At 60.4% G+C, this 22,483-nt stretch carries 19 protein-coding genes and 3 pseudogenes; 6 read left to right on the top strand and 16 right to left on the bottom strand.

Annotated features, from left to right (window positions below; translation table 11 throughout):
• Nucleotides 1-46 precede the first annotated feature (46 nt).
• From L0Z65_RS11600 to pcaF, 16 genes and pseudogenes are all read right to left on the bottom strand, one after another.
• Nucleotides 47-1,014 (bottom strand): annotated as a pseudogene (locus tag L0Z65_RS11600) (ABC transporter permease).
• Nucleotides 1,014-2,108, bottom strand: coding sequence for an ABC transporter permease (locus tag L0Z65_RS11595; protein WP_040171184.1), 1,095 nt, complete (start codon nt 2,106-2,108; stop codon nt 1,014-1,016). Before L0Z65_RS11595 ends, L0Z65_RS11600 begins: the two are co-directional and overlap by 1 nt.
• Nucleotides 2,101-3,639 carry an ABC transporter ATP-binding protein gene (locus L0Z65_RS11590; RefSeq protein ID WP_405107759.1) on the bottom strand — a complete coding sequence of 513 codons (1,539 nt, stop codon included), beginning with the start codon at nt 3,637-3,639 and terminating at the stop codon, nt 2,101-2,103. Before L0Z65_RS11590 ends, L0Z65_RS11595 begins: the two co-directional genes overlap by 8 nt.
• A gap of 198 nt (nt 3,640-3,837) precedes the next feature.
• Nucleotides 3,838-4,833, bottom strand: coding sequence for a BMP family protein (locus L0Z65_RS11585; RefSeq protein ID WP_096870527.1), 996 nt, complete (start codon nt 4,831-4,833; stop codon nt 3,838-3,840).
• Between the two features lie 129 nt (nt 4,834-4,962).
• Nucleotides 4,963-5,379: a GNAT family N-acetyltransferase gene (locus tag L0Z65_RS11580; protein WP_405107756.1), complete on the bottom strand. Its 417-nt coding sequence runs from the start codon at nt 5,377-5,379 to the stop codon at nt 4,963-4,965.
• Between the two features lie 64 nt (nt 5,380-5,443).
• Nucleotides 5,444-6,040 (bottom strand): tRNA (adenosine(37)-N6)-threonylcarbamoyltransferase complex dimerization subunit type 1 TsaB, encoded by a 597-nt coding sequence (gene tsaB, locus L0Z65_RS11575; RefSeq protein WP_405107753.1) that lies wholly within the window; start codon nt 6,038-6,040, stop codon nt 5,444-5,446.
• Nucleotides 6,030-6,593, bottom strand: a complete 564-nt coding sequence (locus L0Z65_RS11570; RefSeq protein ID WP_014873501.1) for a NifU family protein — start codon at nt 6,591-6,593, stop codon at nt 6,030-6,032. The genes tsaB and L0Z65_RS11570 overlap by 11 nt, the downstream gene beginning before the upstream one ends.
• A gap of 162 nt (nt 6,594-6,755) precedes the next feature.
• Nucleotides 6,756-7,211 (bottom strand): universal stress protein, encoded by a 456-nt coding sequence (locus L0Z65_RS11565; RefSeq protein ID WP_014873502.1) that lies wholly within the window; start codon nt 7,209-7,211, stop codon nt 6,756-6,758.
• An 86-nt stretch (nt 7,212-7,297) separates the two neighbouring features.
• Nucleotides 7,298-8,164: a branched-chain amino acid aminotransferase gene (locus L0Z65_RS11560; protein WP_405107749.1), complete on the bottom strand. Its 867-nt coding sequence runs from the start codon at nt 8,162-8,164 to the stop codon at nt 7,298-7,300.
• Nucleotides 8,165-8,290: 126 nt separating this feature from the next.
• A complete protein-coding gene (locus tag L0Z65_RS11555) occupies nt 8,291-9,058 on the bottom strand; it encodes a Phenylacetic acid catabolic protein (protein ID WP_096870531.1) in 768 nt (255 codons plus the stop codon).
• Nucleotides 9,059-9,119: 61 nt separating this feature from the next.
• A pseudogene (locus L0Z65_RS11550) lies at nt 9,120-10,196 on the bottom strand (2Fe-2S iron-sulfur cluster-binding protein).
• A gap of 10 nt (nt 10,197-10,206) precedes the next feature.
• Nucleotides 10,207-10,680 (bottom strand): 1,2-phenylacetyl-CoA epoxidase subunit PaaD, encoded by a 474-nt coding sequence (gene paaD / locus L0Z65_RS11545; protein WP_405107746.1) that lies wholly within the window; start codon nt 10,678-10,680, stop codon nt 10,207-10,209.
• Between the two features lie 70 nt (nt 10,681-10,750).
• Nucleotides 10,751-11,512, bottom strand: a complete 762-nt coding sequence (gene paaC / locus L0Z65_RS11540; RefSeq protein ID WP_405107743.1) for a 1,2-phenylacetyl-CoA epoxidase subunit PaaC — start codon at nt 11,510-11,512, stop codon at nt 10,751-10,753.
• Entirely contained in the window at nt 11,512-11,796 is a 285-nt protein-coding gene (paaB, locus tag L0Z65_RS11535) for a 1,2-phenylacetyl-CoA epoxidase subunit PaaB (protein WP_405107740.1), read from the bottom strand. The genes paaC and paaB overlap by 1 nt, the downstream gene beginning before the upstream one ends.
• A 61-nt stretch (nt 11,797-11,857) precedes the next feature.
• Nucleotides 11,858-12,835, bottom strand: coding sequence for a 1,2-phenylacetyl-CoA epoxidase subunit PaaA (gene paaA / locus L0Z65_RS11530; protein WP_405107737.1), 978 nt, complete (start codon nt 12,833-12,835; stop codon nt 11,858-11,860).
• Between the two features lie 23 nt (nt 12,836-12,858).
• A pseudogene (pcaF, locus tag L0Z65_RS11525) lies at nt 12,859-14,062 on the bottom strand (3-oxoadipyl-CoA thiolase).
• Between the two features lie 350 nt (nt 14,063-14,412).
• Here pcaF and L0Z65_RS11520 point away from each other — a divergent pair.
• From L0Z65_RS11520 to L0Z65_RS11495, 6 genes are all read left to right on the top strand, one after another.
• A complete protein-coding gene (locus L0Z65_RS11520; protein WP_405107735.1) occupies nt 14,413-16,059 on the top strand; it encodes a sulfatase-like hydrolase/transferase in 1,647 nt (548 codons plus the stop codon).
• A 274-nt stretch (nt 16,060-16,333) separates the two neighbouring features.
• On the top strand, nt 16,334-18,427 hold the full coding sequence (locus tag L0Z65_RS11515) for a 3-hydroxyacyl-CoA dehydrogenase NAD-binding domain-containing protein (protein WP_405107733.1): 2,094 nt from the start codon (nt 16,334-16,336) through the stop codon (nt 18,425-18,427).
• A gap of 1 nt (nt 18,428) precedes the next feature.
• A complete protein-coding gene (locus L0Z65_RS11510; RefSeq protein WP_405107730.1) occupies nt 18,429-19,604 on the top strand; it encodes an acetyl-CoA C-acyltransferase in 1,176 nt (391 codons plus the stop codon).
• 89 nt (nt 19,605-19,693) lie between these two features.
• Nucleotides 19,694-20,893: an acyl-CoA dehydrogenase family protein gene (locus L0Z65_RS11505; RefSeq protein ID WP_405107727.1), complete on the top strand. Its 1,200-nt coding sequence runs from the start codon at nt 19,694-19,696 to the stop codon at nt 20,891-20,893.
• Nucleotides 20,890-22,035 (top strand): acyl-CoA dehydrogenase family protein, encoded by a 1,146-nt coding sequence (locus L0Z65_RS11500; RefSeq protein WP_405107724.1) that lies wholly within the window; start codon nt 20,890-20,892, stop codon nt 22,033-22,035. The genes L0Z65_RS11505 and L0Z65_RS11500 overlap by 4 nt, the downstream gene beginning before the upstream one ends.
• Nucleotides 22,016-22,480, top strand: a complete 465-nt coding sequence (locus L0Z65_RS11495; protein WP_405107721.1) for a PaaI family thioesterase — start codon at nt 22,016-22,018, stop codon at nt 22,478-22,480. Before L0Z65_RS11500 ends, L0Z65_RS11495 begins: the two co-directional genes overlap by 20 nt.
• Nucleotides 22,481-22,483: the final 3 nt, after the last annotated feature.

Genomic DNA, 22,483 nt, shown 5'->3' with positions numbered 1-22,483 from the left:
ATGTTTCCGCACAGTCCCAAGGGACTATGCGGAATGGACCTGGATATCAGCGTTCCTTGACGTAGGGCTCACCGCTCGACCTTGGGCGGTACAGCCTTGCCAACAAACCCAGCCAAAATCACGACTGTCAGAATGTAGGGCAACGCGTCCATCATCTGTACCGGGATCACAAAGGTCCCGATTTCGATGTTCTGGAACCGGAGGGCAACCGCTTGCAGGAGGCCGAACAGAAGGCAGGCTCCAAGCGCATGCCACGGACGCCACTTCGCAAAAATCAGCGCTGCCAAGGCAATGAAGCCCCGGCCTGCGGTCATGTCCTTCACAAACCCGGCTTGAAGTGCGGTCGCAAGATACGCACCCGCGATCCCGCAAAGGAGGCCACAGATCATCACGGCAGCGTAACGCAGCCCGACCACGGACACACCAGCGGTATCAACGGCTGCTGGGTTTTCCCCGACGGCGCGCAGGCGCAGGCCAAAGCGGGTGCCAAACAGGATCCATGCGGTCGCGGGCACCGCGAGGAAGGCCAGATAGACCAGCACGGAGTGGCCAGACAGCAGCTCACTATAGATCGGGCCCAGTACCGGCACATCCGCCAGTGCATCCGCAAACGGCAGATTGAGTGGTTCAAAACGACCACCTGAGAACAGGGACGGAGTACGACCGCCCTGTTGGAACCAGTCCTGTGCAATCAGCACCGTCATGCCTAGCAGCGAGGAAGTTGATCGCCACACCGGAGATCAGCTGGTTGCCACGGAAGGTGATCGAGGCAAGGCCGTGCAGCCCGCTGAGGACCAGTGAAGAGGCGATACCGGCCAAAAGGCCCAACCAGACATTCCCGGTGGTCGCGGCAACCGCAGCGGAGAAGAAGGCAGCCATCAGCATCTTGCCTTCAAGGCCAATGTCGAAAATGCCAGCACGTTCAGAGAACAGACCTGCCAGACAGGCCAGGAGCAGCGGCGTGGCAAGACGAACGGTGCTGTCAAGCACCTGGATCAGAGTCAGAAAATCCATCACGCTTTCCCCCGGCGCAGAGCAAGGAAGATCCGCTCCAGCGGGCCTCTCACCATATTGTCCAATGCGCCCGTGAACAGGATCACCAGGGCCTGAATGACCACGATCAATTCGCGCGGGATGCTGGTCCAGAGCGCCAGTTCAGCGCCACCCTGATAGAGGAAGCCGAACAGGATCGCGGCAAGGAACACACCAAAGGGATGGCTGCGCCCCATAAGAGCCACGGCGATGCCGATGAAACCGGCGCCTTCGGTGGAGTTCAGAACCAGACGCTCTGCCTCCCCCATCACATTGTTGGTGGCCATCATACCGGCCAGACCGCCTGAGATCAGCATGGCAATCATGGTGATCTTTACCGGAGAAATCCCGGCATAGAGCGCGCCATATTCAGAGTTGCCATAGGCCCGAATTTCATAACCAAGCTTGGTGCGCCAGATTAGCAGCCAGACGGCAATACAGGCACCAACTGCTACAAGGAAACTGACATTCGCTGGGGCTGCCTTGGAAAACTCGATGCCGATCGGCGCCAGAAGCTCATGCAGCGACGGCAGGTGAACGGCTTCAGGAAAGCGGGCTGTGGCCGGGTCCATTGATCCTTCGGGGCGCAGCAGGTTCACCAGCACATAGTTCAGCACCGCAGCAGCGATGAAGTTGAACATGATGGTGGTGATCACGATGTGGCTGCCGCGCTTTGCCTGAAGATAGGCTGGAATGGCCGCCCAGGCTGCCCCGAACAGTGCCGCGCCAAGGCTGGCAAAGATCAATGCAAGCGACCAATGTGGCCACGGGATATAAAGGCAGACCAGGGCGACCCCAAGGCCGCCGAGCATGGCTTGACCTTCACCGCCGATGTTGAACAGCCGCGCGTGGAAGGCCACGGAGACTGCCAGGCCCGTGAACAGGAAATTGGTGGCGTAATAGAGCGTATAGCCCCAGCCATAGGTCGATCCCAGCGCGCCGGATACCATCAGGTTCACCGCGGCGATCGGGTCTTCACCAATGCCAAGGATCACCAAGGCAGACAGAATAGCGGCCAATATGAGACTGATCAGCGGGATCAGCACGACATCGGCCCATTTGGGCATCTTATCCATTTACGCGGCCTCCCCCGCGACGCCTAGCCATCAACAGGCCCAGCTCTTTCTCATCTGTCTGATCTGCCGGGCGTTCGCCCATGATCATCCCGTCAAACATCACAGCAACACGGTCGGCGAGCGACAGGATCTCTTCCAACTCGACCGAGACCAAGAGGATGGCTTTTCCTTGATCGCGCAATTCGACGATCTGCTTGTGAATAAACTCGATTGCGCCGATATCGACGCCCCGTGTGGGCTGGCCGATCAGCAACAGCTCCGGGTTGCGTTCGATTTCGCGGGCCACAACGATTTTCTGCTGATTGCCTCCGGAGAAATTCTTGGCAGCGAGCCATGGATCCGGCGGACGCACGTCAAACTTGGCCATCTTGGCTTCTGTATCGGCGCGCAGGGCGGCGTTGTTCATCAACAGACCGCGCTGGTACTCAGGGGCGTGGTGATAGCCGAATGCGACGTTTTCCCAGGCGTGGAAGTCCATGATCAGACCTTCGCGTTGGCGGTCTTCGGGAACATGGGCCACATGGGCTGCGCGACGTGCGCGGGCGTCAGATCCGGCACCAGACAATGGCAAGGGCGCGCCATTAAGGCGAATGCTCCCCTGACCTTCACGCATGCCACCCAAGACTTCCATCAGCTCGGACTGGCCATTGCCCGCAACACCGGCGATCCCCAGGATTTCTCCGGCTCGGACGGTCAGATCAATGTTCTTAACACGCGCGACACCAGCCTCATCAACAACGCTGAGATTCTCAATCTCGAGGATCGGTTTGCCAGGGGTCGCGGGAACCTTGTCGACGCGCAGCAGCACCTTGCGACCGACCATCAGCTCGGCCAGATGCTCGGGGCTGGTCTCGGCGGTCTTTACGGTGGCGGTCATCTCCCCACGGCGCATCACTGACACGGTGTCAGTATATTCCATGATCTCGCGCAGCTTGTGGGTGATCAGGATGATCGTTTTCCCCTCAGCGCGCAGCCGGTCCAGAATGCGGAACAGCTGATCCGCTTCTGCCGGGGTCAGCACGCCGGTCGGTTCATCCAGAATCAAAATGTCGGCCTGCCGGTAGAGCGCCTTCAGAATCTCGACGCGCTGTTGCATACCCACGCCGATTTCGTCGATACGCGCATCAGGGTCAACGTTCAGCTCATACTCGGCTGCCAGATCTTTCAGCGATTTGCGTGCCTTGCTGAGCGAGGGCTTTAGCAGCCCGCCGTCCTCGGCACCCAGAATGATATTCTCCAGCACGGTGAAGTTTTCAACGAGCTTGAAGTGTTGGAACACCATGCCGATCCCGGCGGAGATCGCCGCCTGGCTGTCCGGAATTTCGGTCCGTTTCCCGTGAATCCAAACTTCGCCTTTATCGGCCTTGTAGAACCCGTAGAGGATGCTCATCAGCGTTGATTTGCCCGCCCCGTTTTCGCCGATGATCCCGTGGATCGTGCCGGGGGAAACACGGATTGAGATATCCTTATTGGCCTGAACCGGGCCAAAGGCTTTGGAGATGCCTTTTAGTTCAATTGCTGGTGCCGTCATTCGGGCTCCCCTTATTCATCCTTGATCAGTTGGCACAGATCCGCGTCACAGCGACGAGCGGTTAACATGTGCATTTTAGCCAACCTAGGAAAAACCAAACCCGGAGGCGGCAAAGGCGCAGCCTCCGGGCAATATGAAACCCCCGGTCACCACCATGATCGCAAGGGGATCACGGTGGGCCGGGGGGCAGTTCAGTGCTTAGAAGGACAGAGCCGGGCAGCTGTCGTCCGACATATAGTCATGCACGGTGATCTCACCGGTTGCGATCTTGGCAGCCGCGTCATCGGTGGCAGCGGTCATCTCTTCGGTGATCAGGGACGCATTGTTGTCGTCAACTGCGAAGCCAACACCGCCGTTCGACAGGCCCATGACAGAGAAACCTGTTTCCAGCTCAGGACCGTCGGAGAAGGCTTCGAACACAGCGTTGTCGACGCGCTTCATCATGGAGGTCAGGACCTTGCCCGGGTGCAGGTGGTTCTGGTTGCTGTCCACGCCGATCGACAGGATCCCTTCGTCAGCTGCGGTCTGCAGTACGCCAACGCCAGTGCCGCCTGCTGCTGCATAGACAACGTCAGCGCCCTGGCTGATCTGCGCTTTGGTCAGCTCGGAGCCTTTGACCGGGTCATTCCAGGCCGCCGGGGTGGTGCCGGTCATATTGGCGATCACGGTTGCGTCCGGGTTGGCCGCTTTTACGCCCTCGGCGTAGCCACAGGCGAATTTGCGGATCAGCGGGATATCCATGCCGCCGATGAAACCAACGGTGCCCGATTTGGATGCCTTGGCTGCCAGCATACCCACGAGATAGGAGCCTTCGTGCTCATTGAAGACCACAGAGCGGACGTTGGGTGCATCGACAACCATGTCGATAATCACGAACTTGGTGTCCGGGTAGTCTGCAGCGACCTGACCCAGTGCATCGGCGAAGGCAAAGCCTGCCATCACGATCGGGTTGGCGCCCGCTTCGGCAAAGCGGCGCAGCGCCTGCTCACGCTGAGCTTCGGACTGCAGTTCGATTTCGCGGAAGCTCTCGCCGGTCTCTTCAGCCCAACGCTGCGCGCCGGTGAAGGCTGCTTCGTTGAAGGACTTGTCGAACTTGCCGCCCAGATCGAAGATCAGCGCCGGTTCTGCCATCGCAGCACCTGCTGTCAGCGCCACGGCTGCCGCGGCGCTCATCAGGGATTTCATCAGGGTCATAGGGGTACTCCCAATTTGTTGTTCTTGATGCGGCCAGTTTGACCGCCCCAACCCATGTGTTTTTAAAAAGGTGCGACAATTTAGGCCGTAGGCTGCGGAAAGGGTCAACCGTTTTTTGACCTTTTGGTGTTATTCTGCGCTTTCGGCCTTGCGTAAACTGACGCTCATGAGCACTGCGTCCACTGCTGCTGTGCCTCGGCGGGGGTAGTATCCGACCCGTCGGCCGCTCTCTGCGAATCCATAAGCCTTGTACAGGCTGCGGGCCGGTTGGTTGTCTTCTGCGACCTCCAGAAACCCATCGGTTGCACCATGCGCCAAGGCGACCTCCCACCATCTCTCCAGAATCGCCTGCGCCAGACCTTGCCGTTGATGATCGGGGTGGGTGGCAATCGTCAGCAGTTCCGCTTCTCCCGCAACGACGCGGCCAAGGGCAAAACTGCGCGCATCCCCGACGGCATAGCTGAAGGGGCTGTCCAGCAGGGCCGCAAATTCGCGTGCTGACCAGGGGCGCCCCTGCAGAAAGGCAGCCTGATGGGTGCGGGCCATGTCCTCCGGCGTCGGAGAGCTCGGGTGGTTATGCGCGGGTGTTGTCATGGTCAGCAGGCAGATTTTAGCCGTCAATCAGTGTTGGCGGTGCGTCTTTGGCGGGGGCGGCGTCAGCCGCTCGCAGATACAGCGGGGCCGGGGCGGATATAGTGTCTTTGTAGCGCTCTGCAGCCCTACGCGCGATTGTTTCGGCAATGCGCGGTGGCGTCGCCTCGGCAACCAATTCCAGCCTCAGCGCGGTTGCGATGGCTTGCGCTTCGGCAAGCGGCATCAGCCGAGGGTCGTCTCCGGGCGGGTGCGCATAGACCTGATCACGTGGCGCAGGTACCGCGGCGAATGTGCCGGGGTGCTCACGCGCCTCAAACCCGCTGACGCCGACGGCGGGGATTTCCAACCCCAGTGCCAGGCCTCTCGCAGCTGAGACGGCAATGCGAATGCCGGTGAAGTTGCCCGGACCCACGCCAACTCCCAGCGCATCAAGATCCGCCCAAGTCACTCCGCCCTGATCCAGCACCTCTTCCAGCAGCGGTATCAGACGCTCGGCCTGTCCGCGCGCCATCTCTTCGCAAGCTTGGGCAAGGATGACGTCACCCTGCAACAAAGCGGCCGCGCAATGCGCGGCCGATGTATCAAATCCAAGGACGAGGGCGTCAGACGGCAACGGGGCGTACCTCGGTCACTTCCGGGATGTAGTGACGCAGCAGGTTTTCAATGCCCATTTTCAGGGTCAGCGTTGAAGACGGACAACCGGCACAGGCACCTTGCATGTGCAGATAGACAACGCCGCGATCAAAGCCATGGAACGTGATGTCGCCGCCATCCTGTGCCACCGCAGGGCGGACACGGCTGTCGAGCAGTTCCTTGATCTGGTTGACGATTTCGCCATCCTCACCGGTGTGTTCGGCATGGCCCGAGGTTTGCTCACCGCCCTCTGAGATGACGGGCTGGCCGGACTGGAAATGCTCCATCACGGCACCCAGGATCGCGGGCTTGATGTGGTCCCACTCAACGGTGTCAGCCTTGGTCACCGTGACAAAGTCATTGCCAAAGAACACGCCGGTGACCCCGGAAACGGCAAAGATTCGCTGCGCCAGAGGCGAGCTGCCTGCGGCATCTGCGGTTGGAAAATCAGCGGTGCCCATCTCCAGAACAGTCTGGCCCGGCAGGAATTTCAGCGTCGCCGGGTTGGGCGTGGATTCGGTCTGAATGAACATGTCGGGCCTCCTTAAAGCGTGGCAGAGATATGCGCCTCCGACCCGCTTAAGTCAAGATTTGGAACAATTCTAAATTCGAAAGCCCTATCGGGCAGCGCTGGCGTGTCCTGGTCCAATCGCCTCAGGAGGAGAAGGGCAATCGTGCTGGCAGGTCAGAAGCGATCAGGTGATCGCTTCCAGTTTTTCCTTGGACAGATCGCCGGGCACAATTGTGATCGGCACCGGCAGGCTGCCGGATGATCGGCTCAGTTGAGTAACAAGCGGGCCGGGGCCTTTGCGATCGTCCCCCGCGCCCAGCACCAGAACACCGATTTCGGTGTCGGACTCGATCTGGGCGATGATCTCGGGCACGGCTTCGCCTTCACGGATCACAAGCTTCGGTTCAATCCCCTGACGGTCGCGCATCCATTTCGCAAAAACTTCAAAATGCGCATGTATACGTTCACGGGCTTCCTCCCGCATCACTTCGCCGACGCCGATCCAGTGGTTGAACTCATCCGGGGGAATCACCGAAAGGATCTCCACCCCGCCGCCGGTTTTGGCAGCGCGCATGGCAGCGAACCGCATCGCGTTCAGGCATTCCCGGCTGTCATCCAATACGACAAGAAATTTGCGCATATTGATCCTCTGGTTGTTCCGATTGGATCATGGCGCAAGCGATCCCATGGTGCAATAGACGAGCACGCGGCGTCACGCGGCCGGGATCAGCTGCCGTTGCTTGTGGCCCAGTCCCAGTAAAGGTCGCGGGTTCGTTTGGCGATGGGGCCGATCTGATACTGGCGATCATCAAAGGCGGTGACCGGGGTGACTTTGCTCATATTGCCCGACATGAAAATCTCATCGGCCTGTTCAAAATCCGTGTAGCCCAGGACGCTCTCGTGAACCGTGACACCATCGGCGCGCAGGTTTGCGATATGTCGGGCACGTGTGATCCCGGCAAGAAAGGTGCCGTTTGCGATTGGTGTGAAGACCTCTCCGTCACGCACCATGAAGATATTTGCCGTCGCGGTTTCAGCGACATTGCCCATCGCATCCAACGCCAAGGCGTTGCTGAAGCCTTTGGCGCGGGCTTCGCGCAGCATACGGGCGTTGTTGGGATAGAGGCAGCCGGCCTTCGCATTCACCACCGCGCTCTCAAGGACGGGCCGCCGAAAGGAGGTACGGGTCAATGTGGCGGAGGCGGTCGGGGGCGCCATCGGGATCTCTTCCAGGCAGAGCGCGAATTGGGTGCTCTCGGGCCCCGGAGCGATCATCGTGGAATCGCCGCCCGTCGCCCAATACATAGGCCGGATGTAGACGGCCGCGCCGGGTGCAAAGAGGGATAGGCCGTCTTTGGCGATGGCGACCATATCAGAGACACTGACGGTCGGTGCCATCATAAGCGCCTCAGCGGAGGCATTGGCGCGGGCGCAGTGAAGATCAAGGTCGGGGGTGACCCCATCAAACAGACGCGCCCCGTCAAACACCGAGGACCCGAGCCAGGCCGCATGGTCTGCAGCCTTCATGATAGCGACATCGCCATCGTGCCAGCTGCCGTTGAAATAGGTGCGAATGGTCTTGCTGATCGCCATGCCGGGCCTCGTCCTGTGGGTGCTGGAGTGGGGTGACCCTAGGGCGCAATGGGTCAGTCGTCCAGACCTTTTCCTGCCATCTGCGCCTGGGCGTATTGCCAGATCTGGGCGACGACTACGTCTTGATCAGGCGGGCTCTGGTGCCTCCAGCCCCAGCTCTCGCAGAACGCCGCGCATCTCGCTTTGCCACCTGGCGCGCAGGTCCGCATTGCTGCGGTGGCGCAGGCCGAGCGCACAGAGGGTCTCGAACTTGTCAGAGGCATCAGTGCCAAAGCTGATGGCCACCCGGGGCCACCAATAGTGAATGGATTCCTGCAACATGTTGATGTCGCCTTCCTGCACCAATCGCGACAGCCCTTCGTGGGCAAGACGCGCATGATGGGCTTCGACGGGCTGAATCGCGCGGAAAGCTTCAGCCAATGGTTGGTAGGAAATCATCGACAACTCTGCCAGCTGCACAGCGACCGCGCGGCCCATCAGAAGGTTCATAACCACAGCATCGGCCCACCCTTCCAGCGGGTAGTTGAATACCGCAAGGCGCCGGTCGTGTTTGGAACGGCTCTGATCCAGCCCGGCCTCGCGATCCAGGCGCGCAGTCCAGGGGTGATGATCCACATAGCGTTCGGTGTCGGCACCGAAATCGCCCATGACCTGCAAAACACGATCAGCGTTGGCGGTTTTTTCCAGCACTATCCGGGCCGCAGCCATGCGGGATTTGATGCCCGGACCTTCGTTGATGATATCAACGAAGCCCGCCGCGCCTGCAAGCGCGCTGTCGACGAAGCTGGCCATGATTGTCATCAACTCAGCGCGGTAGCGCGGCGGCACATTGGATGGATTACTAAGGACGCCACCGGCCGCCAGATAGCTCTCGATGCTCATCTCATCATTCATGCCATGGTCTCCTCGGGTCTGCTGCTGGGGGGCGTCGCTGCCTGCGCCCTAACCTAATGGGCTATTGATCGTAGTCCACCACCACTTTGTCACTGAGCGGATAAGCCTGACAGGACAAGACATAGCCCTTCTCGACTTCGTAATCCTCCAGCGCATGGTTGGCGACCATCTCGACCTCGCCCTCCAGCACTTTGCAGCGGCAGGTGGAGCAGACGCCGGCTTTGCAGGCATAGGGGGCGTCCATCGCATTTTCCAGCGCCGCATCCAGAAGGGTCATGTCCTTACCCATCTCGATGGTCTGGGTTGCGCCATCCAATGTGATCGCAGCCTTGGTCTGGTTGGCACCGGAGGCGGCATCGCCTGCGGTGGCCGTGCGTTTAGCACGGCCCGGCTGGGCAGAGGCGAACAGTTCGAACTTGATCTGACTGTCACTAAGGCTGCAGCGGTGCGCAGGGCGCTGGCGATGCCCAGCATCATCGGTTCCGGGCCGCAGATAAAGGCGGTGTCCACCGACTTGATGTCGATCCAGTGCTCGAACAGTTGGGCGCATTTTTCCTCGGTCACCAGTCCGGTGAACAGGTCGATTTCCTGCGCGTCAGATTCCAGTACATGGATCACGTTAAAGCGGCCCATGTAGAGGTTTTTAAGATCCTCCAGTTCCTCTCGGAACATGATCGTGTTCACGCCCTTGTTGGCATAGACCAGCGTAAAGGAGGCGTTGGGTTCTGCCGCCAGCGTGGTCTTAAGGATCGACAGCACCGGCGTGATGCCGGAACCGCCTAGCGAAACCCAGATAGTGCCTTTCGGCCACTCCGTCGAGCGGGGTGAAAAAGGTCCCCATTGGTGGCATCGCCTGCAGCGTGTCGCCTGCTTTCAGCTCGGTATTGGCCCAGGTGGAGAAGGCGCCGCCGTCAACACGTTTGATGCCGACCTGGAGGATACCCTCGCCGCGCCCGGCGCAGATCGAATAGCTGCGGCGCAGCTCCTCGCCGTCGAAGTCGCGGCGGAAAGTCAGGTATTGGCCTTGGGTGAAATCAAACTCCTCAGCCGCGCCGCCCGCGGGCTTCAGGGTAACCACCACCGCATCGCGGATAGTTTTGCGGACATCGGTGACTTCTAGGTCGTGAAAGCGCGCCATCAGGGTCTCCTCAGATGCACTTGAAATAATCAAAGGGTTCGAGGCAGTCCTGGCAGCGCCAGTGAGCCTTGCAGGGGGTCGAGCCGAACTGGCTGACTTTGGTGACTTCTTTACTGCCGCAGTGCGGGCATTTTTCGGGACCGCCTGCGGCCTGCGGCGGGGCGATGCCGTAGTCCTCCAACTTGGCGCGGCCCTTGTCGGACAGCCAATCGGTGGTCCAGGCAGGGGAGATCTGGGTCTTCAGTCTCAAATCCGCAATGCCGTGGCCGCGCAGGGCTGTTTCGATATCCAGGGCAATCACTGCAGTTGCCGGGCAGCCAGAGTAGGTAGGGGTGACTGAAACAACCAGAGTTTCCCCTTCCCAGGCCACACCACGGATGACGCCCAGATCCACCAGTGAAATCACCGGGATTTCCGGGTCGGGCACAGCGTCGAGCCACTCCCAGATCTGGTCAATGCTTGGCTGAGTTGTCACCTGGCTCATGCGGTCTATCCTCACTGGCTGTTTCGCCGACCCGAGGTCGGGGGCCGCCCCTAGTACTTTGGCCGTGGCCTTACCACTTGGCGCCGGGATAGGCGCGCTGCAGCCATTGCATTTGGGTCAACAGGTGACCCAGATGTTCCGTGTGCATGGCACCGGTGCGCCCGCCTTTATGGGCAAAGCGGCTCTCCGGGATGGTTAGGGTCGCATCGCTCAGCACGCGGGAGACCAGCGCATCGTATTCCTCACGCAAGGACGCAGGATCGGGGGCGATGCCCGCCGCTGCCATCTCGGCATCCACAGCGTCCGACTGGAACATCTCGCCCACATAGGGCCACAGATAGTTCAGCGCCTCCTGCATCCGGCGGTGGCTTTCTTCGGTGCCGTCACCCAAGCCCACCACAGTGTCGGCGGAGCGTTCCAGGTGATAGGCAACCTCTTTCGAAGCCTTCTCGGCGATGGCTGCAACCCGCTCGTCCGAGGACTTCATCAGTCGACCCAGCTGGATCGAATGCCAGGCGTCGAACAGGAACTGGCGCATCAAGGTGCGGCCGAAATCGCCGTTCGGCACCTCGCACAGCAGCACATTGCGGAAATCCCAGGCGTCGCGCAGGAAGGCGAGGTCATCGGCAGATTTGCCGTCTCCCTGTACCTCAGCCGCGAGGCCGAGCCACATCTGGGTCTGGCCGATCATGTCAAGCGCGGTGTTCGCCAGTGCAATGTCTTCTTCCAGCACCGGCGCATGGCCGCACCATTCGCTGACCCGGTGGCCGAGGATCAGGGTGTTATCGCCCATCCGCAGCAGAAACTGAGTGAATGCGTCTTCGCGGGTCATTACATTGCCCCCACTTCTTTGGGGATGTCGAAGAAGGTCGGATGGCGGTAGACCTTGGACTCGGACGGCTCATAGAGCGGGCCCTTGTCGCTGGGCGAGGAGGCGGCGATGTGGTTGGCCTCAACTACCCAGATCGACACGCCCTCATTGCGGCGGGTATAGACGTCGCGGGCGTTCTTGATCGCCATTTCGGCGTCCGGCGCATGCAGGGAGCCGACGTGGCGGTGGCTCATCCCGTGCTGGCCGCGGATGAAGACTTCCCAGAGGGGCCATTCGTTTTTCATGTCTTAAATCCTCCTGGCTGAGGGGGCGCCGTCGCTATAGTGGGCGCCGGAATGCTTGGGGTTACTCGGCGGCGTGCTGACGCGCGGCTTTCTTCCTGGCGTGGGCCAAGAGGCCGTCGCGGACCCAGGCGCCATCATCCCAGGCCTTGTTGCGTGCCGCGAGACGGTCCACGTTGCAGGGGCCGTTGCCTTTGATCACGTCAAAGAACTCGCTCCAGTCCGGATCGGTGTAGTCATAGTGGCCGCGTTCCTCGTTCCATTTCAGATCCGGATCGGGGATGGTCAGGCCGAGGTATTCGGCCTGCGGCACGGTCTGGTCGACGAACTTCTGGCGCAGTTCGTCGTTGGTGTTCATCTTGATCTTCCAGGCCATCGACTGGGCGGAGTGAACCGAGTCCTTGTCGGACGGTCCGAACATCATCAGCGACGGGTACCACAGGCGGTTCAGCGCATCCTGGGCCATCTTCTTCTGCTCAGGCGTGCCCTCGGCCATCTGGCGGATGGCGTCATAGCCCTGGCGCTGGTGGAAGCTTTCTTCCTTGCAGACGCGGATCATCGCGCGGGAGTAGGGGCCGAAGGAGGTCCGCTGCAGCGGGACCTGGTTCATGATTGCGGCCCCATCGACCAGCCAGCCCACCGCGCCGATGTCGGCCCAGTTCAGCGTCGGATAGTTGAAGATCGAGGAATACTTCATGCGGCCGTCCAGCAGCATTTCGGTCATCTCGTCGCGCGACACACCCAGCGTTTCCGCCGCACAATACAAGTACAACCCGTGGCCCGCCTCATCCTGCACCTTGGCCAGCAGGATCGCCTTGCGCTCCAACGTCGGGGCGCGGGTGATCCAGTTGCCCTCAGGAAGCTGGCCGACGATTTCGGAATGCGCGTGTTGGCCGATCTGGCGGATCAGCGTCTTGCGGTAGCCTTCGGGCATCCAGTCCTTGGGCTCGATCTTCTCGCCCGCGTCGATGCGCGCCTGAAAGGCCGCCAGCTGTTCCGGATCGTCCTGGGTCGCTTCGGATTTGACCATCTGAGCATACATGTCTGGGACCTCCCTTGGGTTTGTTACACGCGTTCCAGGATCAGGGCGGTGCCCTGTCCAACGCCGACGCACATGGTGCAAAGCGCATAGCGCCCACCGGTGCGTTGCAATTGATAGGCAGCGGTCAGCACCAGCCGCGCGCCGGACATACCCAGCGGGTGGCCAAGCGCGATTGCACCGCCGTTGGGGTTAACATGGGGTGCATCGTCGGCAACGCCAAGTTCGCGCAGTGTCGCAAGGCCCTGCGAGGCAAACGCCTCGTTCAGTTCGATCACGTCCATCTGTTCGATGGTCAGGCCGGTGCGGGCCAAAACCTTGCGGGTGGCAGGCACCGGGCCGATGCCCATGATGCGCGGCTCGACCCCGGCAGCGGCCATGCCGACGATGCGGGCCATAGGCTTCAGGCCGTTCTTCGCGGCCGCGGCCTCATTCGCCATCAGGATCGCCGCAGCACCGTCGTTGACGCCGGAGGCGTTGCTTAGCTGTCACGGTCTTGTCCGGGCCGTTGACGCCTTTCAGGCCTGCCAGCTTCTGAGCTGAGGTGCCGGGGCGCGGGTGTTCGTCGGTGTCCACCACCAGATCATCGCCCTTGCGCTGGGGGATGGTGACCGGAGTGATCTCGTCGTTGAAGATACCGGCCTCATGTGCTGCGGCCCAGCGGGCCTGGCTGCGGGCGGCGAATGCGTCCTGATCCTCGCGGGAGATGCCGTAATCTTCGGCCACATTATCGGCGGTCTGCGGCATCGAGTCGGTGCCGTACATTTCGTGCATCTTCTTGTTCACGAAGCGCCAGCCGATGGTGGTATCATAGACTGCGTTGGCACGGGTGAAGGCGGAAGTCGCCTTGGGCATCACGAACGGCGCGCGGCTCATACTTTCGACGCCGCCGGCGATGGCCATGTCGTAGTCGCCAGCCTTGATCCCGCGTGAGGCCATGCCGACCGCATCCATGCCGGAGGCGCAGAGGCGGTTGATAGTGGTGCCGGGCACAGTGGTGGGCAAGCCCGCCAGCAAAGCGGCCATGCGGGCCACGTTGCGGTTGCTTTCGCCGGCCTGATTGGCATCACCCAGGATCACATCGTCCAGGCTGCTCCAGTCCACATCCGGGTTGCGGGCGGCAAGCGCGGCAATCGGCAGAGCGGCAAGGTCATCGGTCCGCAGCTGGCTGAGCGCGCCGCCGTAGCGGCCGATTGGGGTGCGGGTGGCATCGCAGATGAAAGCATCCATGGGTGTTCGCGTCTCCAGATCGCGGCATGTTATAAGCCGACCATATAGTCGGTAATATGCGTAGAAGTGATTCTCGGCAAGAGAGATGTAACCGAAATATTCATATTTTGAATAATCTGTAACATATCAATAATCTGCCACCAGCCGGTTGGTCAGCGCGGTGCAGTGCTGATGCGTCCAGCCCGGAAGCCTGTTTCGCTGAGCGATGAGATGTGGGATAGTTTACATGTTGACTAATTTTATATCTGCGCTCTGACTGGCAAGAGCCTTGGCCTGCACCTTTGACCAGCGTGTCAGTAGCAGGCAGAGACAGTCAAAGGTGGGGACTGCCAAAGGCGGAGGAGGGCTTGATGAATATTCTCTACATCATGTTTGACCAACTGAGGTTCGATTATCTCAGCTGTGCGGGGCACCCGCACTTGCAGACACCGCACATTGACGGCCTGGCACAGCGCGGCGTGCGGTTTACGCGCGCCTATGTGCAATCGCCGACCTGTGGATCTTCGCGTATGTCCAGTTACACAGGTCGCTACCCATCAAGCCATGGCGTGCAATTTAATGGCTACCCTCTGCGTGTGGGAGAATGGACGATGGGTGACCATCTGCGCAAGGCCGGGATGAGCTGCCATTTGATTGGTAAAACCCATATGGTTGCAGATGCCGAAGGGATGCAGCGTCTTGGCCTTGCTCCTGACAGCATTATTGGCGTGCGTCAGACGGAATGTGGTTTTGATCCGTTTGTGCGTGATGACGGGCTTTGGGCCGAAGGACCAGATGGTTTCTACGACAGCAAGCGCAGCCCCTATAATGAATATCTCAAATCGAAGGGCTATCCGGGTGAGAACCCGTGGGGTGATTTTGCCAATGCCGGGACGGAGGGGCAGGATGTCGCCTCGGGCTGGTTCATGGTCAATGCGGACAAGCCAGCCAATATTGCTGAGGAAGACAGCGAAACCCCATGGCTTACTCGTGAGGCTATGCGGTTTGTTGAGACGGCAGAACAAGACGGTGATCAGCCTTGGTGCGCGCATCTGAGCTATATCAAACCGCATTGGCCCTACATCGTGCCAGCCCCCTATCACGATATGTATGGTGCCGAGCATGTGCTTCCGGCTGTGCGCAGTGCCGCCGAGCGGGAGGAGGCTCATCCCGTGTTCGAGGGGATGATGAACAATCAGATTGGTCAGGCCTTCTCCCGTGATGAGGTGCGCGAGAAGGTGATCCCGGCCTATATGGGATTGATTAAACAGGCCGACGATCAGATGGGCCATCTGTTTGCTTGGCTAGAGGCGACAGGACGTATGCAGGACACTATGATCGTGCTGACGTCAGACCATGGGGACTACCTCGGCGATCATTGGCTGGGAGAAAAGAACCTGTTCCACGAACCGTCGATCAAGGTGCCATTGATTGTCTATGACCCGCGAAGTGAAGCGGATGCCACACGCGGAACCACTTGTGATGAGTTGGTTGAGGCGATTGATCTGTTGCCGACTTTTCTGGAGGCAGCGGGAGGGACGCCTGCCCCACATATCCTTGAGGGGCGCTCTCTGATGCCATGGCTGCGTGGCGAGATGCCCGAATGGCGCGACTATGCCGTCGCAGAGTTTGACTATGCGACGCTGCCGTTGTGCGAAAAACTTGGATTGGCCCCCAAAGATGCCCGCCTGTTTATGGTGGTCGATAAGCGGTGGAAGTTCATGCACGCAGAAGGCGGTCTGCGCCCCATGCTGTTTGATCTTCGGGACGATCCTGATGAGTTGATAGATCTTGCTAAGGCGAGCGCGCATCAGGAGGTGATTGATCTGATGTATGACCGTCTGTTGGAGTGGGGACTGCGGATGTCGCAGCGCATCACGCTATCGGACGAACAGATTGCCACGCGGCGGGGAAAGTCAGCCCGGAAGGGGATCCTCTTGGGAGTCTACGAGGCGTCCGAGGTAGATGACACATTGACTGAGGCCTACCGCCGACCAATCCCAAAACCCGCGAACTGATTGCAATTGTCATGTCTGAAGAGACGCGCCGTCATATGCCGCAGATGTTGAGCGACGCTTGGCAAGCCGCAGTGGGGCGCGGCATGATGGGTCTTGTCAGCTTGCAGAGCCATATCTAGGATGAGTTCCACGTTGCGGAATAATGTTCCGCATTGCGAAATTGATGAGACCGACGCCTGCGTCGACCAAGGATAGACACGCCGAAGACCGGCTCCGGTGAGCTGCGCCGTGCTAAAATCCTGATCGGCACCGCCCGCAAAAAGAGGAAAGTTCCATGACCGAAGCCATTGTCTATGAGCGGATTGGCGACATCGCAGTTCTTGCCGCGCAGAACCCGCCGGTGAATGCACTTGGTATAGATGTGCGCCGCGGTCTGTTGGCAGGAATTGAGCGGGCCGAGACGGAAGGCGCGCGTGCCGTATTGATCTATGGCGAGGGGCGGACGTATTTCGCGGGCGCTGATATCCGTGAATTTGGCAAACCCATGGAAGAACCAGGCCTGCCGGATCTCTGCAACCGTATCGAAGCCGCCAAGCTGATCGTCGTATCGGCCCTGCACGGCACAGCGCTGGGCGGTGGGTTGGAGGTTGCACTTTCCTCGCACTACAGGATCGCCGTGCCAGGCGCCAAGATGGGGCTGCCGGAGGTCCACTTGGGGATCATTCCAGGCGCCGGTGGAACCCAGAGGCTACCTCGCGTCGCAGGGACAGAGGCCGCATTGGAGATGATCACGACCGGCCGCCACGTGGCCGCTGCCGAGGCTTTTGACAAGGGTGTTATTGATCGTATTGCTGAGGGCAGCCCGCGCGAGGTTGGACTGGCCTATACCCGTGAACTCCTCGAACAGAATGCGCCGCGTCGCCCGATCTGTGACATGCCCGCGCCGGAGCCCGTCGATTTTGATGCCACATATGAGCGTGTTCTGGCCCGTGGGCGCGGCCAGCTCTCCCCGGCGATTGCGGTGCGGGCGGTGCAGGCCGCCTGCGAGGCGCCGAGTTTTCTGGATGGTGTGCGGCAAGAACGCGAATTGTTTATGAAGCTGATGGAAAGCGATCAGCGGCAGGGGTTGATCCACGCTTTCTTCTCGGAACGGGCGGTCAGCAAACTGCCCGAGCTTGCTGATGTAACTCCTCGCGATATTGCCGCAATGGGGGTCATCGGCGGTGGTACCATGGGGGCTGGCATCGCGACAGCTGCGCTGCTGACAGGACTGTCGGTGGTGCTGATTGAACGAGACGAGGCGGCCTCGGTTGCGGCACGGGAGCGGATTGAAGGCAATCTCAAGGGCGCGCTGAAGCGGGGCAAGATCAGCCAGTCACAATTCGACGCTATTCTCAATGAGGCGCTTGAACTGGCAACGGATTATGCTGCTCTGTCGCAGGCCGATCTGGTGGTCGAAGCGGTTTTTGAAGACATGGATGTGAAACGCGACGTTTTTGCAGCGTTGGATGAGCATTGCAAACCAGGCGCTATTCTCGCCAGCAATACGTCATATCTGGATATCAACGACATTGCGGCCGCCACCGGTCGGCCATCTGATGTGATCGGACTGCATTTTTTCTCGCCCGCGCATGTGATGAAGCTGTTGGAGGTGGTGGTCGCGGATCAGACAGCGCCTGATGTCGTGGCTACCGGTTTCGCCCTTGGCAAAAAGCTGAAGAAAACCTCAGTACGCTCCGGCGTTTGTGATGGCTTCATCGGCAATCGGATCATGAACAGCTATCGCAAGGCCGCTGACTACATGGTTCTGGACGGCGCATCGCCCTATCAAATCGACAAGGTGATGACCGGATTTGGCTTTGCCATGGGGCCGTTTGCGGTCGCCGACCTCGCGGGGTTGGACATTGGCTGGGCCGCGCGCAAGCGTCGCGCGCCGACACTCGACCCACGTGAACGGGTGGTGCATTTCGCTGATATGCTATGTGAAGGCGGCGATTTCGGGCAGAAAACCGGTCGCGGTTTTTACGTCTACGAAGAGGGCAAGCGTGGCGGGACGCCGAATCCACAGGTAGCCGAATACATCGAACGCGATCAGCGCGATCAGGGCGTGACGCCGCAGGTTTTTGCCAATGACGAGGTTCTGCGCCGCTACATGTGCGCGATGGTCAATGAGGCGGCAAAGGTCGTCGGTGAGGGCATCGCCCGCCGTCCTCTGGATGTCGATATGGTGCTGCTGTTTGGCTACGGTTTCCCCCGGTTCTGGGGCGGCCCGCTGAAATGGGCGGACCTGCAGGGGCTGGACAGCATTCTCAAGGATATTCGTCGCTACGCCAAGGAAGACGCCTTCTTCTGGCAACCGGCCCCGCTGTTGGAGCAGTTGGTCGCCGAAGGGCGCAGCTTTGATGACCTCAACAAGGAGCCCCGCTGATATGAAACAGGCTGTTATCGTTTCCGCCGCCCGCACCGGTCTGGCCAAATCCTTTCGTGGGTCTTTCAATCAGACGCATGGCGCCACTTTGGGTGGGCATGCGGTCGCCGCCGCTGTTAAGCGGGCGGGTCTGGATGGGGGCGCAATTGAGGATTGCATTATTGGTTGCGGCTTTCCCGAAGGGGCGACAGGGCACAATATCGGGCGCCAGATCGCTTTGCGCGCTGGCTTGCCGCGGTCTGCGGCTGGCATGACGGTGAACCGGTTCTGCGCGTCGGGCCTGCAGACCATTGCGCTGGCGGCGCAGCAAATCACTGCCGAAGGGGCCGGACCGATGGTCGCGGGCGGGGTGGAGAGTATCTCCATGGTGCAGCCCAATGTGACGCAGGTGCAGGATCCCTGGCTACAAGAGCATAATCCTGACGTCTACATGGCGATGATTGACACGGCGGATGTCGTGGCTGAGCGCTACGGTATCAGCCGGGAGGCGCAGGACGCCTATGGCCTGCGCAGTCAGCAGAAGATCGCAGCAGCGCAGGATGCGGGCATCTTCGACGATGAAATCGTGCCCATGCAAACGGTTATGGCGATAAAGGACAGGGACACCGGAGAGATCAGTCATCGCGAGGTCACGGTAAATCGGGATGAATGCAACCGCCCGCAGACGACATTGGGCGGGCTGGCCGGACTGGAACCGGTACGCGGTGCAGGCAAATTCATCACCGCAGGGAATGCCAGCCAGCTCTCGGATGGTGCGGCTGCGGTTGCGATGATGGAGGCCGATGAGGCCAGTCGCCGCGGTCTTGATCCTATGGGGGCGTTTCGGGGGTTTTGCGTGGCGGGCTGCGCGCCCGACGAAATGGGCATCGGCCCCGTGCATGCCGTACCGCGGCTGCTGGAGCGGCACGGGTTGACGGTGGCGGATATTGACTTGTGGGAACTGAACGAAGCTTTCGCAAGTCAGGCGCTTTACTGCCGCGACAATCTCGGCATTCCGGATGAGATCTGCAACGTCAACGGCGGTTCAATTGCAATCGGCCACCCGTTTGGCATGACTGGCGCGCGGATGGTGGGGCACCTCCTGCGTGAAGGCCACCGACGCGGCGCCAAACTCGGTGTGGTCACCATGTGCATAGGCGGCGGGATGGGCGCGGCGGGCCTGTTCGAGATTTATTGATTACACCCGCGCGCGGCTCGCCGTGTTGAGGGGAGCGGGACGGTCAAGTCAAACATAGCAGCCAATCAGCACGGGGAGGTGCGCGGCATATGGATCTGAATTATTCGACCGAGGACCTTGCCTTTCGCGCTGAGGTCCGCGCCTTCTTGGACGCCAAGCTGCCTCAGGATTTGTCGGATGCCGTGCGTCTGGGGCGCGGGTTGGGCAAGGAGGGGCACGATCGCTGGCACAGTATTCTGAATGAGCAGGGCTGGTTGGCACCAACCTGGCCAGAGGAATATGGGGGCTGCGGTTGGAACGCGGTTCAGCGTCATATCTTTGAGGAAGAATGTTGCCGCGCCCATGCGCCACGCATCGTCCCCTTCGGACTGACCATGTTGGCGCCTGTTTTGCAGAAGTTTGGTTCCGACGAACAGCGCGCCCATTTTCTACCTAAGATCCTTTCGGGGGAACATTGGTGGTGTCAGGGGTATTCCGAACCGGGTGCGGGCTCTGATCTTGCCAGTCTGCGCACCCGGGCCGTTCGTGACGGGGATCATTACGTGGTCAACGGGCAGAAAACCTGGACCACGCTCGGCCAATATGCCAATTGGATTTTCTGCCTCGTGCGGACCGACCCGGACGCGAAACAGCAGGAGGGCATCTCCTTTCTACTGATCGATATGGATACGCCCGGTATCGAGGTGCGACCGATCATCCTGCTTGATGGCACCCACGAGGTGAACGAAGTCTGGTTCACCGATGTGCGGGTTCCGGTTGAAAACCTGGTTGGCGAGGAAAATAAGGGCTGGACCTACGCAAAGTATCTGCTGACCCACGAGCGTACGAATATCGCGGGCGTGGGGTTCAGCCAGGCGGGGTTGGAAGCGGTGAAGCGGCTCGCACGTCAGCAGATCCATCGTGGCCGCCCGCTGATTGAGAACCCGCATTTCGCGGCGCGGCTGGCCCGCGCAGAAATCGACCTGATGGCTATGGCGACCACCAATCTGCGCATCATCTCTGATGCCGCCCAAGGTCAGGCTCCGGGCGTGGAGAGTTCGATGCTCAAGGTGAAAGGTACCGAAATCCGTCAGGAGATCAACGATCTGGCGCGCCGTGCTGCTGGCGTTTACGCGCTCCCCTTCGCGTCCGAGGCTTTGGCTGGCGACAACAGCGCCCTTGCTCCGCCGGAGGGCAGCGACACAGTTGCGGCGCAGTATTTCAACAATCGCAAGCTGTCGATCTTTGGCGGCTCGAACGAAATCCAGAAAAACATCATCGCCAAGGTATCGCTGGGAGGCCGGACATGAACTTTCAGCTGACGGACGAGCGGCAGATGTTGCAGGATAGCCTGCGTCGGTTTCTTGCGGACCGCTATACGGCGGCTGCGCGAAATGAGGCGATTGCGGATCCTTCGGGGTATTCCCCTGCGATTTGGACACAACTGGCTGACTTGGGCGTGCTTGGCGCCTTGCTGCCCGAAGCGGTCGGCGGATACGGCGGCGCTGGCTTTGACATTGCGACGGTCTTTGAAGAGTTGGGTCGTGCGGGTGTGGTTGAACCGGTCCTTGATTCAGCAGTGCTCTGCGGTGCCTTGTTGTGCGGGCCACGTGAAGCGCAGCCGTCGCCCCGTGATCGGGAATATCTTGAGCGGCTGGTTGCGGGAGACCTGCAATTGGCCTTCGCCCATGGGGAGCCGACCAGCCGCTACGAGCGCAGTTGGGTCGAGACCACCGCGACTGGCGATGGGCAGGATGTTGTCCTGACGGGCCGCAAAACCGTGGTGGTCAATGCTGAGGCGGCGGAGCTGTTGATTGTCTCTGCGCGCGAAGGAGGAGCCCCTGGTGACCGTGACGGCCTGTCACTGTTTCTTGTTGATCCACAAGCGGCTGGGGTCCGCATGCAGGGCAGCGCGCTGCTGGTCGGCGGCAGAGCCGCAGAGATCGAGCTGGACGGTGTCCACCTGCCGCACTCAGCGCGTCTTGGGACAGCAGGCGGGGCCGCTACCCGGATCGAGACCGCATTGGCTGCAGCAGAGGTTGCGCTGGCGGCAGAAACCCTTGGTGCTATGGAAACGGCCACGCGGCTGACCATGGATTACCTCACAACGCGACAGCAATTCGGGCGGCCAATCGGGACGTTCCAGGCGCTGCAACATCGTGTTGCTGAGATGCTGATTGAGGTCGAACAGGCGCGCTCTGCGGTGATCAATGCCGCGGGCCACCTTGAGGATACCCCGCAGACACGCGACCGCCACATTGCGGCTGCACGCAATCTCATTGGTCGAACCGGGCGTCATATCGCCGAAGAGGCAATCCAGCTGCATGGCGGCATTGCAATGACCGCAGAATATGAGCTGGCCCATATCGCCAAGCGCATCGTGATGGCCGAACATCGCTTCGGCGACGCGGACACTCAGCTGGAGCGGTTCATTGACCTCTCGGCAGCCTGATCCGATATCGTCAGCCAACTCGCCGGAGGGCGGAGAGGCGCCGGTGCCGGTCAAACGGATTATTGAGGATCCGGGCTGCCAGCAGCTGGTCGGCTATCGCACTGAAATTGACACGCGCACTGGAGCCTGCCGTGTCTCACTGGAACTCGCACCGCAACATCTCAACCGCAACGGTCTGTTGCATGGTGGCATCGTCGCGACACTGATCGATGTGGTTTGCGGCAATACTGCATCACAGCATTTCGATGCGCTGTCGCACCCGCCGGTGGTCACCGTGTCGTTGACCCTCTCTTATGTGGCTGCTGCACGCACGGGCCGGGTTGAGGCCACGGCCAAGGCAACCGGTGGCGGCGCATCATTGGCCTATGTCGCAGGCGAACTGGTGGACTGCGGTGGCCACGTGCTCGCCACGGCAAGTGGCGTATTCAAAAGGATACGCGGCTGACGC

It is taken from the genome of Phaeobacter sp. BS52 (assembly GCF_045040595.1).
Classification (GTDB): domain Bacteria; phylum Pseudomonadota; class Alphaproteobacteria; order Rhodobacterales; family Rhodobacteraceae; genus Phaeobacter; species Phaeobacter piscinae.
Note: the sequence above shows the minus strand (reverse complement) of the source record. Positions and strands in the feature narration are given on the sequence as shown.

What these genes read in the sequence shown, in the direction of transcription:
- paaC (WP_405107743.1), bottom strand. Translation starts at nt 11,512, where the DNA reads ATGACCCGCGAAGACGCATTCACTCAGTTTCTGCTGCGGATGGGCGAT.
- L0Z65_RS11565 (WP_014873502.1), bottom strand. Translation starts at nt 7,211, where the DNA reads ATGCGCAAATTTCTTGTCGTATTGGATGACAGCCGGGAATGCCTGAAC.
- L0Z65_RS11555 (WP_096870531.1), bottom strand. Translation starts at nt 9,058, where the DNA reads ATGAATGATGAGATGAGCATCGAGAGCTATCTGGCGGCCGGTGGCGTC.
- paaD (WP_405107746.1), bottom strand. Translation starts at nt 10,680, where the DNA reads ATGAGCCAGGTGACAACTCAGCCAAGCATTGACCAGATCTGGGAGTGG.
- L0Z65_RS11515 (WP_405107733.1), top strand. Translation starts at nt 16,334, where the DNA reads ATGACCGAAGCCATTGTCTATGAGCGGATTGGCGACATCGCAGTTCTT.
- L0Z65_RS11585 (WP_096870527.1), bottom strand. Translation starts at nt 4,833, where the DNA reads ATGACCCTGATGAAATCCCTGATGAGCGCCGCGGCAGCCGTGGCGCTG.
- L0Z65_RS11595 (WP_040171184.1), bottom strand. Translation starts at nt 2,108, where the DNA reads ATGGATAAGATGCCCAAATGGGCCGATGTCGTGCTGATCCCGCTGATC.
- L0Z65_RS11590 (WP_405107759.1), bottom strand. Translation starts at nt 3,639, where the DNA reads ATGACGGCACCAGCAATTGAACTAAAAGGCATCTCCAAAGCCTTTGGC.
- L0Z65_RS11580 (WP_405107756.1), bottom strand. Translation starts at nt 5,379, where the DNA reads ATGGCCCGCACCCATCAGGCTGCCTTTCTGCAGGGGCGCCCCTGGTCA.
- L0Z65_RS11520 (WP_405107735.1), top strand. Translation starts at nt 14,413, where the DNA reads ATGAATATTCTCTACATCATGTTTGACCAACTGAGGTTCGATTATCTC.
- L0Z65_RS11500 (WP_405107724.1), top strand. Translation starts at nt 20,890, where the DNA reads ATGAACTTTCAGCTGACGGACGAGCGGCAGATGTTGCAGGATAGCCTG.
- L0Z65_RS11505 (WP_405107727.1), top strand. Translation starts at nt 19,694, where the DNA reads ATGGATCTGAATTATTCGACCGAGGACCTTGCCTTTCGCGCTGAGGTC.
- paaB (WP_405107740.1), bottom strand. Translation starts at nt 11,796, where the DNA reads ATGAAAAACGAATGGCCCCTCTGGGAAGTCTTCATCCGCGGCCAGCAC.
- paaA (WP_405107737.1), bottom strand. Translation starts at nt 12,835, where the DNA reads ATGTATGCTCAGATGGTCAAATCCGAAGCGACCCAGGACGATCCGGAA.
- L0Z65_RS11570 (WP_014873501.1), bottom strand. Translation starts at nt 6,593, where the DNA reads ATGTTCATTCAGACCGAATCCACGCCCAACCCGGCGACGCTGAAATTC.
- L0Z65_RS11510 (WP_405107730.1), top strand. Translation starts at nt 18,429, where the DNA reads ATGAAACAGGCTGTTATCGTTTCCGCCGCCCGCACCGGTCTGGCCAAA.
- L0Z65_RS11560 (WP_405107749.1), bottom strand. Translation starts at nt 8,164, where the DNA reads ATGGCGATCAGCAAGACCATTCGCACCTATTTCAACGGCAGCTGGCAC.